General features: G+C 74.4%; 11 protein-coding genes. 9 read left to right on the plus strand and 2 right to left on the minus strand.

Going from position 1 to position 12,126, the window contains the following annotated elements:
* Nucleotides 1-21: 21 nt before the first annotated feature.
* Complete coding sequence (locus LG379_RS09405) at nt 22-882, minus strand: PAC2 family protein (RefSeq protein WP_225754296.1); 861 nt, start codon at nt 880-882, stop codon at nt 22-24.
* A 96-nt stretch (nt 883-978) separates the two neighbouring features.
* On the opposite strand from LG379_RS09405, the gene LG379_RS09410 reads away from it, so the two are divergent.
* Nucleotides 979-1,731 carry an HAD family phosphatase gene (locus LG379_RS09410; protein WP_225754297.1) on the plus strand — a complete coding sequence of 251 codons (753 nt, stop codon included), beginning with the start codon at nt 979-981 and terminating at the stop codon, nt 1,729-1,731.
* Nucleotides 1,732-1,740: 9 nt separating this feature from the next.
* Here the strand turns inward: LG379_RS09410 and LG379_RS09415 are convergent, their stop codons facing one another.
* Complete coding sequence (locus LG379_RS09415; protein ID WP_225754924.1) at nt 1,741-2,610, minus strand: PD-(D/E)XK nuclease family protein; 870 nt, start codon at nt 2,608-2,610, stop codon at nt 1,741-1,743.
* A gap of 221 nt (nt 2,611-2,831) precedes the next feature.
* On the opposite strand from LG379_RS09415, the gene LG379_RS09420 reads away from it, so the two are divergent.
* The 8 genes from LG379_RS09420 (at nt 2,832) to pafA (ending at nt 11,972) form a co-directional block, all read left to right on the plus strand.
* Complete coding sequence (locus LG379_RS09420) at nt 2,832-3,974, plus strand: site-2 protease family protein (protein ID WP_225754298.1); 1,143 nt, start codon at nt 2,832-2,834, stop codon at nt 3,972-3,974.
* An 11-nt stretch (nt 3,975-3,985) separates the two neighbouring features.
* Entirely contained in the window at nt 3,986-5,098 is a 1,113-nt protein-coding gene (locus LG379_RS09425; RefSeq protein ID WP_370634483.1) for a tRNA (adenine-N1)-methyltransferase, read from the plus strand.
* A 111-nt stretch (nt 5,099-5,209) separates the two neighbouring features.
* Nucleotides 5,210-6,970 carry a proteasome ATPase gene (gene arc, locus LG379_RS09430; RefSeq protein ID WP_225754299.1) on the plus strand — a complete coding sequence of 587 codons (1,761 nt, stop codon included), beginning with the start codon at nt 5,210-5,212 and terminating at the stop codon, nt 6,968-6,970.
* A 96-nt stretch (nt 6,971-7,066) separates the two neighbouring features.
* The gene (gene dop / locus LG379_RS09435) at nt 7,067-8,716 is read left to right on the plus strand and encodes a depupylase/deamidase Dop (RefSeq protein WP_225754300.1); all 1,650 of its coding nucleotides are present in this window, start codon (nt 7,067-7,069) and stop codon (nt 8,714-8,716) included.
* A 155-nt stretch (nt 8,717-8,871) separates the two neighbouring features.
* Complete coding sequence (locus LG379_RS09440; RefSeq protein ID WP_225754301.1) at nt 8,872-9,072, plus strand: ubiquitin-like protein Pup; 201 nt, start codon at nt 8,872-8,874, stop codon at nt 9,070-9,072.
* Between the two features lie 6 nt (nt 9,073-9,078).
* The gene (prcB, locus tag LG379_RS09445) at nt 9,079-9,903 is read left to right on the plus strand and encodes a proteasome subunit beta (protein WP_225754302.1); all 825 of its coding nucleotides are present in this window, start codon (nt 9,079-9,081) and stop codon (nt 9,901-9,903) included.
* Nucleotides 9,900-10,607 (plus strand): proteasome subunit alpha, encoded by a 708-nt coding sequence (gene prcA / locus LG379_RS09450; RefSeq protein ID WP_225754303.1) that lies wholly within the window; start codon nt 9,900-9,902, stop codon nt 10,605-10,607. The genes prcB and prcA overlap by 4 nt, the downstream gene beginning before the upstream one ends.
* Before the next feature lie 3 nt (nt 10,608-10,610).
* Nucleotides 10,611-11,972: a Pup--protein ligase gene (gene pafA / locus LG379_RS09455; protein WP_225754304.1), complete on the plus strand. Its 1,362-nt coding sequence runs from the start codon at nt 10,611-10,613 to the stop codon at nt 11,970-11,972.
* Nucleotides 11,973-12,126: the final 154 nt, after the last annotated feature.

Raw genomic sequence — 12,126 nt, forward strand, 5'->3', positions numbered from 1 at the left:
CCGGGTCCGACGTCGCGGGCGTCAGCCCCCGGTGCTGCCCGGTCCGCCGTCGCGACGCCGCAGGTAGCGCTCGAACTCGCGCGCGATGGCCTCGCCGGACGCCTCGGGCAGCTCGGCGGTGTCCTTCGCCTCCTCCAGCTGCGCGACGTACTCGGCGATCTCCGCGTCCTCGGACGCGAGCTCGTCGACGCCGATCTGCCATGCCTCGGCGTCCTCGGGGAGGTCCCCGAGCGGGACGCTCCCGCCGAGGAGCTCCTCGAGGCGTGCCAGCAGCGCCAGCGTCGCCTTGGGGGACGGTGGGTGCGCGACGTAGTGCGGGACGGCGCTCCACACGGACAGGGCGTGCATGCCCCGCCGGGCCGCCTCGTGCTGCAGCACGCCGACGATGCCCGTCGGCCCCTCGTAGCTGGCCGGCTCGAGGTTGAGCGCCTCGCGCAGCCGCCGGTCGTCGGACGTCGTCGTCACGGGGATGGGGCGCGTGTGGGGGACGTCCGCGAGCAGCGCGCCGACCGTCACCACCGTGCGGACGTGGAGCCGCTCGGCGATCTCCAGCAGCTCGGCGCAGTACGTGCGCCAGCGCATCGACGGCTCGATGCCGTGCACGAGCACCACCTGGCGCCCGGGAGCCGGCTCGGCGAGGGCCACCGTGGTGGACGGCCACGTGATGACACGCGTGCCGTCCTCGGTCGTGCCGATCGTCGGCCGGTTCACCTGGAAGTCGTGGTACTCCTCGGGGTCGAGCTCGTCGACCTGCTCGGCGCCCCAGACCTCGTGCAGGTGCGCGAGCGCCTGCGTCGCGGCGGAGCCCGCGTCGTTCCAGCCCTCGAACGCTGCGAGGAGCACCGGGCCGGGAAGCTGCTCGTCCGGGAGTCCTGCGGTCATGACGCCAGCCTAGGTGCTGCCCGTCAGGGCGCCCGGCCGACGCACGCGGGGGGCCGCGGCCGACGACGCGACCGGCGCCCTCCGTAGACTTCGCCGGTGCCCACCAGCCCAGCCGTGCCCCCGGCCCCGCCCCACGTCGACCGACCCGCCGTCCTGCCGGCAGCCGTCCTGTGGGACATGGACGGCACGCTCGTCGACACCGAGCCGTGCTGGATGGCGGCCGAGCGCCTTCTCGTGGCGGAGCACGGCGGGACGTGGGGGCAGGAGGACGCGGAGGCCGTCGTCGGCCTGCCGCTGACCGACGGCGCGGCGGCGCTGCAGGCGGCGGGCGTCGCGCTCCCCGTGCCGGAGATCGTGGAGCGGATGCTCGACCACGTCATCGCGACGCTGGACGAGCACGCCGACTGGCAGCCCGGCGCGCGCGAGCTGCTCGTCGCCCTGCGCGACGCGGGCGTGCCGTGCGCGCTGGTCACGATGTCCTACCGACGGCTGGCCGAGGCGGTCCTGCGGTCGGCCCCGGACGGGGCGTTCTCGGTCCTCGTCACGGGCGACGAGGTCACCCACGGCAAGCCGCACCCCGAGCCCTACCTCACCGCGGCCGCGGCGCTCGGCGTCGAGGTGACCGAGTGCGTCGCGATCGAGGACTCCCCGCCGGGGATCGGGTCCGCGCTGGCCTCCGGCGCGCGCACCCTCGGCGTCCAGCACATCGTCCCCGTCGACCCGCGGCCCGGCCTGAGCCGCGTGGGCTCGCTCGACGGCGTCACGCTCGACGACCTCGCCCGCCTGCGGGCCGGCGAGGTCATCGACCGCCTGCCCGCGCCGTCGTCGTCCGCCGCGGGCGCGCCCTGACCGACCTGGTCAGTCCCGCGGCGTGATGCCCAGGGCGAGCTCCACCGCCCCGGCGGGCAGGTCCGGTGGTTCCCCGCCGAACGCCGGGCACACGCTCTGGTGGGCGCACCATCCGCAGAGCGCGCTCGTCCGCGGCAGCCACCGACCGGTCTCGGCCGCCGAGCGGATGCCCGCCCAGATCGCTCGGATACGCCTCTCCGTCGTGGCGAGCTCCGCGGGGTCCGGGCAGTGGCGCAGCACCACGCCGTCGCCCAGGTAGACGAGCTGCAGCATCGCCGGCGCGCGCCCGCGCAGCCGCGAGACGACGAGCGCGTAGAACCGCATCTGGAACAGTGCTCCGGACTCGTAGCCCTCTCGCGGCGACCGGCCGGTCTTGTAGTCGACGATGCGGATGGCGCCGTCGGGCGCCACGTCGAGCCGGTCGACGATGCCGCGCAGCTCCAGGCCGTCCTCCAGCGACGTGGCGACGGCCATCTCCCGCTCCGCCGGCTCCAGCCGGTTCGGGTCCTCCAGCGTGAAGTACGTGTCGAGCAGCGCCCCCGCGCCCGAGAACCAGGCCTCGACGTCCTCCGGGTCCTCGAGCACCTCGACCACCTCGGGACGCTCGGTGACGAGGCGGTCCCACTCCTGGGGGACCAGGGCCCGCGCCGTCTGCGGCGTCCGGGTGCCGGCCGGCGCGTCGTAGAGGTTCTCGAGCACCGCGTGCACCAGGGTGCCCCGCACCGCCGCCGCGCTCGGCGGCTCCGGCAGCCGGTCCACCACGCGGAAGCGGAAGAGCAGGGGGCACTGGAGGAAGTCGTTCGCCCGGGACGGCGACAGGCCGGGTCGTCGTCGGCGCGCCGTCTCGTCCGTGCCCGCCGCGCCGTCCGGGGCCGCCACCTCGGCGACGCCACCGGGCAGCACCCCCCCGTCGGGCCCCGCCCCACCGGGCACCGGCCCGGTGGGCAGGGTCGGGGCGGTGGCAGGGTTCACGAGCTCGTCCGTCGGCACGCGCCCCAGGGTACGAGCCGCCACCGACACGGCCGGGCGCCGACCCACCCGCCTGAGGGCCAGGGCGCACGCGACGTGGTCGGCGGCGGTGCGGGACCTAGGGTGAGCGCGTGCGAGCGACGGGACACGACGGCGGGACGCGCGGCTGGGTCGTCGGCAGGGTGGCGGGTGCTCCCGTCGTCGTCTCGCCCGGCTGGCTCCTCGCTGCGGCCGTCCTCACCTACCTCTTCGCGCCGACGGTCCGCAGCCTCGTCGCCGTCTCCGAGGCCGGTGCCTACGCCGTCGCAGGCGTCTTCGTCCTGCTGCTGCTGGGTTCCGTCTTCCTCCACGAGCTCGCGCACGCGCTCATGGCGCGCCGCGTCGGCGTCCCGGTGCAGGAGCTCGCCGTGACGCTGCTCGGCGGGCACACGCGGATGGGCGCCGCCGCGCCGTCGCCGGGCAGCAGCGCCCTCGTGGCCGTCTCCGGTCCGCTCGTCAACCTGGCTCTCGGCGCGGCCGCCTGGCTGCTCGCCGCACCGACGGCGCCCGGTGGCGTCGCCTGGCTCGTGCTCTCCGCCGCCGCGCTGGCCAACGTGTTCGTCGGCGCCTTCAACCTCGTGCCCGGCCTGCCGCTCGACGGCGGGCGGGTGCTCGAGGCGCTCGTCTGGAGGGTCACCGGGGAGCGCGTGCGGGGCACGGTCGCCGCGGGATGGGTCGGCCGGCTCGTCGCCGTGGGCGTCCTGGCGTGGCTGCTCGTCCGGCCGCTGGTCCTCGGCGTGCAGGTCTCCCTGGTCAGCGTGGTGTGGGCGGCGCTCGTCGGGGCGTTCCTGTGGAGCGGGGCGGACCAGGCCGTGCGCGCCGCTCGCGCCGAGCGCACCGTGGACGCCCTCGCGGTCGCCGGGCTCATGCTGCCGGCGGTCGGTGTGCCGGCCCGGGGCACCGTCGGCGACCTCGACACGGTGCTCGTGGGCGCGGCGTCGTCGGCCCCGACCTCGCACGCGCTCCTGCAGGGTCCGGACGGTGCGGTGGTCGGGGTGGTGGACGCGGCAGCGGCGGCGGCCGTGCCGCCGGCGCTGCGGTCCACCACGCCGCTGTCGGCCGTCGCGACGCCGCTGCCCCCCGGCGCCGTGGTGCCGGTGGGCCTGACCGGGCGACGCGCGGTCGAGGCGGTCGCCGCCGTCGCGCGCCTCGCTCCGGTGCTGGCGGTCGTCGACGCCGGTCGGCCGGTCGGCGTGCTGCGCTCGGCCGACGTCGCCCGCGCCCTGCGCTCCTAGACTGCTCCGTCGTGACCACCCCCAGCGAGCCCGCAGCGAGCGACGACCGATCCGACACCGGCGGAGCCGCCCCGGCGCCCAGCACGGGTGCGGCGCAGCGTCGCGGGCTGCTGCGGGAGGGGGAGCGGGTCCAGCTCACCGACCCCCGTGGCCGCCTCCACACCATCACGCTCGCCGCGGGCGCCACGTTCCACACCCACAAGGGCTACTTCCGCCACGACGACCTCATCGACGCGCCCGAGGGCTCCGTCGTGACCAGCAGCGGGGGGGTCGAGTACCTGGCACTGCGCCCGCTGCTCGCCGACGCCGTCCTGTCGATGCCCCGCGGGGCAGCCGTCGTCTACCCCAAGGACGCCGGGCAGATCGTCACGATGGGGGACATCTACCCCGGCGCGCGCGTCGTGGAGGCCGGCGTGGGGTCCGGTGCGCTGACGATGTCCCTGCTCCGCGCCGTCGGCGACGGCGGCCTGCTGCACTCGATCGAGCGCCGAGAGGACTTCGCGGCGATCGCCCGCGCCAACGTGGAGACGTTCTTCGGCGGCCCGCACCCGGCGTGGCGCCTGTCGATCGGCGACCTCGCGGACGTGCTGCCGACCGTGGCGGAGCCGGGCACCGTCGACCGCGTCGTGCTCGACATGCTGGCGCCGTGGGAGAACGTCGACGCGGTCGCCCAGGCCCTGGCTCCCGGTGGGGTCCTGGTGGCGTACGTCGCGACGACCACCCAGCTGTCACGGCTGGCCGAGGGCCTGCGCGCCGACGGCCGTTTCACCGAGCCGCAGGCGTGGGAGTCGATGGTGCGCGGCTGGCACCTCGAGGGCCTGGCCGTGCGTCCCCAGCACCGCATGATCGGGCACACGGGCTTCCTCGTCACCACGCGGCGCATGGCCGACGGCGTCCAGGCGCCCGAGCGCAAGCGGCGCCCCGCGAAGGGCTCCTACCCGGCCGACGACGCCGCCTGGACGCCCGAGGAGCTGGGGGAGCGCGCCGTGTCGGACAAGAAGGTGCGGCGCGTGCGCCGCGACCTCGGGGCCACGGCGGGCGTCGCGGACGTGGCCGACCTGCCGGACGACCCGGAGGGTGACGGCGTGGCGGGAGCGGACGACGACGGGCTGTCCGGCACCTGAGCGCCATCCCGCGCCGGGGACCAGCCCGGACGTAGGGTTGAGGTGCTGCGAGGCGCACCGGACGTCGTCGGCCGACGACGCCCGGCCGGCCCCGTCGTCCAAGGAGGCACCATGAGCCAGACGCCTGAGCACGAGAACCGGCACGCCGCGGGCCCGGACCGTCCCGCCGTGGGCTCGCCGACCACGCCGTCCGCCCTGCCGTCCTCCGGAACCGTGCCCAGCACCTCCGAGCACTACGCCGAGCGGCGCCGCGCCGCCGACGACGCCCGACAGCTGGCCCTCCTCGCCGCGAAGAACGAGCGGCTCGCCGACGCGCTGCGCCAGGCCCGCGAGAAGCTCGCCGAGATGCAGGAGCAGCTGGACGAGCTGGGCCGTCCGCCCGCCACCTTCGCCACCTTCCTCGAGGCGCGTGGGGACGGGACCGCGGAGGTCATCTCCTCCGGGCGCAAGATGCAGCTGCAGGTGGCGCCGCAGGTGGAGCTCGGGACGTTGCGGCCCGGGCAGGAGGTCAAGCTCAACGAGGCGATGACCGTCGTCGAGGCGGGCGCCTACGAGAACGTCGGCGAGATCGTCACGGTGAAGGAGCTGCTCGAGGGCGGCCGCGCGCTGGTGGTCGGCCGTGCCGACGAGGAGCGGGTCGTCCGGCTCGCGGGCCAGGTGCTGGACGGGCCCCTGCGGGTGGGTGACGCGCTGACGGTCGAGTCGCGGACCGGCTTCGTCTTCGAGCGCATCCCGCGGGCCGAGGTCGAGGAGCTCGTCCTCGAGGAGGTGCCGGACATCGACTACACGGACATCGGCGGCCTCACCTCGCAGATCGAGCAGATCAAGGACGCCGTGGAGCTGCCGTTCAACCACCCGGACCTGTACCGGGAGCACGGGCTGCGCCCGCCCAAGGGCGTCCTGCTCTACGGCCCGCCCGGGTGCGGCAAGACCCTCATCGCGAAGGCGGTGGCGCGCTCCCTCGCGCAGACCCGCACCACGGTGGGACCGGACGGGACGTCCGTGCCGGCCGGGACGAGCTACTTCCTCAACGTCAAGGGCCCCGAGCTGCTCAACAAGTACGTCGGCGAGACCGAGCGGCACATCCGGCTGATCTTCGCCCGGGCCCGCGAGAAGGCCTCCCAGGGGACCCCCGTGGTCGTCTTCTTCGACGAGATGGAGTCGCTGTTCCGCACCCGCGGGACCGGCGTCTCCAGCGACGTGGAGACGACGGTCGTGCCGCAGCTGCTCAGCGAGATCGACGGCGTCGAGCGGCTCGACAACGTCATCGTCATCGGTGCCTCCAACCGCGAGGACATGATCGACCCCGCCATCCTCCGTCCCGGACGCCTCGACGTGAAGATCAAGATCGAGCGGCCGGACGCCGAGGCCGCGCGCGACATCTTCACCAAGTACCTGACGCCGGACCTGCCGCTGCACCCCGACGACCTCGCCGAGCACGGCGGCGACGCGTCGGCCGCCGTCGACGCCATGATCCAGCGGACGGTCGAGCGCATGTACGCGGAGACGTCGGAGAACGAGTTCCTCGAGGTCACGTACGCCTCGGGGGACAAGGAGGTCCTGTACTTCAAGGACTTCAGCTCCGGCGCGATGATCCAGAACGTCGTGGACCGCGCGAAGAAGTCCGCGATCAAGGAGTTCCTCGCCACGGGCACCCGCGGCATCCGGGTGGACCACCTGCTGGCGGCGTGCGTGGACGAGTTCAAGGAGAACGAGGACCTGCCGAACACGACCAACCCGGACGACTGGGCACGGATCTCCGGCAAGAAGGGCGAGCGGATCGTCTTCATCCGCACGATCGTCCAGGGCAAGGGCGGCAAGGAGGCCCACCGCTCGATCGAGACGATGACGCCCACCGGCCAGTACCTCTGACCTGCTCTCGCGGGTCCCGGCCGGAGGGTGCGGCCGGCCGAGCCCGACCGGACCCGAGCGAGCCCGGGCCGCCTGGCGCTGACCTACGCTGACGGGGTGACCGTGCGCCGGGTGATGGGGATCGAGACCGAGTTCGGCATCGTGGAACCCGGGCGGCCGCAGGCCAACCCGATGCTGCTGTCCAGCACCGTCGTCTCCGCGTACGCGGCGCTCGCAGCCGGGGCAGGGCGGGCGCGCTGGGACTACGAGGACGAGGACCCGCTGGCCGACGCCCGCGGCTTCCGCCTGCAGCGCGCGGCCGCGCACCCCTCGATGCTCACCGACGACCCGTCCCAGCCCGCCCCCTCGGGCGACGCGACCGCCGACGACGACGCCGCCGGCTGGGACGACGCGGCGGGGCCCCGGCTCGGAGCCACGCACCGCGAGCGGCCCCTCGTGGAGGAGTACGACGACCCGGGGGCCGCCACCACCATCCTGAGCAACGGCGCCCGGTTCTACGTCGACCACGCCCACCCGGAGTACTCCAGCCCGGAGGTGACCGGGCCCCGCGCCGGCGTCGTCTGGGACAAGGCGGGCGAGGAGGTGGCCCTCCAGGCGGTCCGAGCGCTCGCGGGCACACCCGGGATGCCCGACGTGGTCCTCTACAAGAACAACGTCGACGGCAAGGGCGCCTCCTACGGCACGCACGAGAACTACCTCGTCGACCGCGCGGTCCCGTTCGACGTCCTGTCGGCCGCTCTCATCCCGTTCCTCGTCACCCGGCAGGTGTTCACCGGGGCCGGCCGCGTCGGCCTGGGCCAGGCGGGGCAGTCCGCCGGGTTCCAGCTCTCCCAGCGGGCGGACTACATCGAGGCGGAGGTGGGCCTGGAGACGACACTGCGGCGGCCGATCGTGAACACCCGCGACGAGCCGCACGCGGACCGCACGCGCTGGCGCCGGCTCCACCTCATCATCGGGGACGCCACGATGCTCGAGGTGGCCACGTGGCTCCGGCTCGGCACGGCGTCCCTGGTGCTCTGGCTCGTCGAGGCGGCGCAGGCGCGACCGGACCTGCTCGGCACGGTGGCCGAGGTCGCCCTCGCGGACCCGGTCGCGGAGGTGCGCGAGGTGAGCCGCGACCTCGCGCTCACCCACCGCCTGACGCTGGCGGACGGCCGCCGGCTCACGGCGCTGGAGATCCAGCGGGTGTACCTCGAGGCCGTACGCGCCGCCGTCGGGGCCGACCTCGACGAGGAGACCCGGTCCGTGCTGGAGCGATGGGACTCGGTGCTGACGCGCCTCGCCGAGGACCCGCGTCTCTGCGCCCGCGAGGTCGAGTGGGTCGCGAAGCTGCGGCTGCTCGACGGGATGCGGCGGCGGGACCACCTCGCGTGGGACCACCCCCGGCTCGAGGCCATGGACATCCAGTGGTCGGACGTGCGTCCGGAGCGCGGGCTGTACCACCGGCTGCTCGCGGCAGGCGCGGTCGAGCGGCTGGTCGACCCGACGGAGGTCCAGGCGGCGGTCACGGAGCCGCCCACCGACACGCGCGCCTACTTCCGGGGCACGGTGGTGAGCCGGTACGGCCCCCAGGTGCGCGCCGCGAGCTGGGACTCGGTCGTCCTGGACGTGCCCGGCCTGGCGACCCTGCAGCGGATCCCGCTGCGGGACCCGTGGCGCGGCACGCGCGCGCACGTGGGGGCGCTGCTCGAGGAGTGCGCCGACGCCGGTGAGCTCGTGGCACGGTTGGCACCGGCGGCCCGCTGACGCCGACCTGAGGGCCCGCTGACCGGTGGGCCCCTCGAACGGACCACGACGGCGCACCGGTGTGCGGACACGCAGGCCAGGTGTCGGTGCGCATGCCTAGGATCGACAGTGTCCCGACCGTCCCCGGCCCGCCGGGGAGGAGGCAGGAGGTCACCATGGCCGACCAGGAGCACGTCCAGCGTCGTCACGAGGACGCGGAACCAGCCGGACCGCCCGAGAACCCGCCCGCGTCGGCGGCCCCCAGCACCCAGGCGCGCGACGCCGAGGTGGACTCCCTGCTGGAGGAGATCGACGAGGTGCTCGAGTCCAACGCGGAGTCGTTCGTGCGCGGGTTCGTGCAGAAGGGCGGTCAGTGAGCCGCGATGACCGACCTGCACGGAGCACTGCCGCCTGCCTTCCGGATGACGGGCACGTCGTCGTTCCTGGACTTCCTCGCCGCGCACGACCCGAGCCTGCTGCCGGGCGCGCGCGCCGTGCCTGCCGGTGAGGTGAGCGCGCCGCACGGCACGACGATCGTCGCGCTCGCCTTCGACGGCGGCGTCGTCATGGCCGGCGACCGGCGCGCGACGGCCGGGTCGATGATCGCCAGCCGCACGATCGAGAAGGTGTTCCCGGCCGACGAGTACTCCGCCGTGGGCATCGCCGGCACGGCCGGGCTCGCCCTGGAGCTCGTCCGGCTCTTCCAGCTCGAGCTGGAGCACTACGAGAAGATCGAGGGCTCGCTCCTCTCGCTGGAGGGCAAGGCGAACCGGCTCGCGACCATGGTGCGGGGAAGCCTCGGGATGGCCATGCAAGGCCTCGCGGTCGTCCCGCTCTTCGGCGGGTACGACCTGGACGCGGGCACCGGGCGGATCTTCTCGTTCGACGTGACGGGCGGTCGGTACGAGGAGCGGGAGCACCACGCCGTCGGTTCCGGCTCGGTCTTCGCCCGCGGCTCCCTGAAGAAGCTGTGGCGCCCCGGCATGGGCGTGCCCGAGGCGATCCGCACCGCGGTGCACGCCCTGGTCGACGCCGCGGACGACGACTCGGCCACGGGCGGGCCCGACACGCTGCGGCGGATCTACCCCGTCGTCGCGACGGTGACGGCGTCCGGGTACCTGCGGGTGCCGGACGCCGACCTCGCGGACGTCTGCCGCGAGGTCGACGCCCTCCGGCAGCGCACCGAGGGAGCGGGGGAGCCGACATGACCATGCCGTTCTACGTCTCGCCCGAGCAGCTCATGAAGGACCGGGCGGACTACGCGCGCAAGGGGATCGCGCGCGGCCGGTCGGTGGTCGTCGTGGCGTACGACGACGGCATCGCGTTCGCCACCGAGAACCCCTCGCGGGCCCTGCACAAGATCTCGGAGATCTACGACCGCATCGCCTTCGCGGCGGTCGGCAAGTACAACGAGTTCGAGAACCTGCGGGTCGCCGGCGTGCGCTACGCCGACCTGCGCGGCTACTCCTACGACCGCTCGGACGTCACCGCCCGCGGGCTCGCCAACGCCTACGCCCAGACGCTCGGCACCGTCTTCACGACCGAGTCCAAGCCGCTCGAGGTCGAGCTCGTCGTCGCGGAGGTCGGCGACTCGGCCGACGAGGACCAGGTCTACCGCCTGTCGTACGACGGATCGGTCGCGGACGAGCGCGGACACGTCGTCCTCGGCGGTCAGGCGGAGCTGCTCGCCGAGCGGCTCGAGGAGGGGTGGCGCCCGGGCATGGCCCTCGCCGAGGTCGTGAGCCTCGCCGTCGACGTCCTCGGGACGCAGCCGGAGGGACCCGTCCGCGTGCTGGAGCCGGCACAGCTCGAGGTCGCGGTCCTGGACCGGACACGCCCGCGCCGGGCCTTCCGCCGCCTGCCGGCCGTGCTGCTCGCCGACCTCCTGGCCGCCGACGTGGGCGAGGGCTGACGCGTGGACCGCCGGATCTTCGGCCTGGAGACCGAGTACGGCGTCACGTGCGCGGTCGACACCGGCCGGGGGCTGTCGGCGGACGAGGTCGCGCGCTACCTGTTCCGCAAGGTCGTCGCGTGGGGCCGCTCGTCCAACGTGTTCCTGCGCAACGGGTCGCGGCTGTACCTCGACGTGGGCTCGCACCCCGAGTACGCCACCGCCGAGTGCGACGACATCCGGGACCTCGTCGCCCACGACCGGGGTGGGGAGCGGATCCTCGAGGGGCTCGTGGCCGACGCCCAGCAGCGGCTGGAGCACGAGGGCCTGCCGGGGCGGATCCACCTGTTCAAGAACAACACCGACTCGGCCGGGAACTCCTACGGGTGCCACGAGAACTACCTGGTGCGGCGCCAGGGCGACTTCGGCCGGCTCGCCGACGTCCTCGTCCCGTTCCTCATCACTCGCCAGGTCCTCACCGGCGCCGGGAAGGTCCTGCCCACGCCGCGCGGCGCCGTGTACTGCCTCTCCCAGCGCGCGGACCACATCTGGGAGTCGGTCTCGAGCGCCACGACGAGGTCGCGCCCCATCATCAACACGCGCGACGAGCCGCACGCGGACGCCGAGTCCTACCGCCGGCTGCACGTCATCGTCGGCGACTCCTCGATGGCGGAGCCCACGACGCTGCTCAAGACCGGCGCGACGGACCTCGTCCTGCGGCTGGTCGAGGCCGGCGTCCCGATGCGGGAGATCGGTCTCGAGAACCCCATGCGCGCGATCCGGGAGATCAGCCACGACATGTCGGGACACGCGCAGGTGCGCCTGACCAGCGGTCGCACCGCGACCGCCATCGACATCCAGGAGGAGTACCTCGGGCGGGTCCAGGAGTTCGTGGCCCAGTCCGTGGAGCCGACCGACGTCATCAAGCGCACGCTCGACCTGTGGGAGCGGGGCCTGCGTGCCCTGCGCACCGGCGACCTGTCGCTCGTCGACCGCGAGCTGGACTGGGTGATCAAGCACCGGCTCATCGAGCGGTACCGCGCCAAGCACGACCTCGGGCTCGACGACCCGCGGGTGGCCCGGCTCGACCTGGCCTACCACGACATCTCCCGCACCGAGGGGCTGTACAACCTCCTGGCCGCCCGCGGCATGGTCGAGCGGGTCGTCACGGACCTGGACACCTTCGAGGCCACGGCGGTGCCGCCCCAGACGACCCGGGCGAAGCTCCGTGGGGACTTCGTGCGCCGTGCGCAGGAGGCGCGGCGGGACTACACCGTCGACTGGGTGCACCTGAAGCTCAACGACCAGGCCCAGCGGACCGTGCTCTGCAAGGACCCCTTCCGCAGCGTGGACGAGCGCGTCGAGAGGCTCCTGGAGTCGATGTGACCGGCGCCGGCGGACCGCCCGACCGGGTCCGCGCCGGCCGCCGACGCCGCCGGTCGGCCGCCGTCCCGGCGCCGTCGACCATGCCGTCGACCACCCAGCCGGCGCGCAGCCGGACCCCGTACAGTTCCTGACCGTGCCCGCCGTCACGACCACC

The organism is Actinotalea sp. Marseille-Q4924 (assembly GCF_916618755.1).
Taxonomy (GTDB): domain Bacteria; phylum Actinomycetota; class Actinomycetes; order Actinomycetales; family Cellulomonadaceae; genus Actinotalea.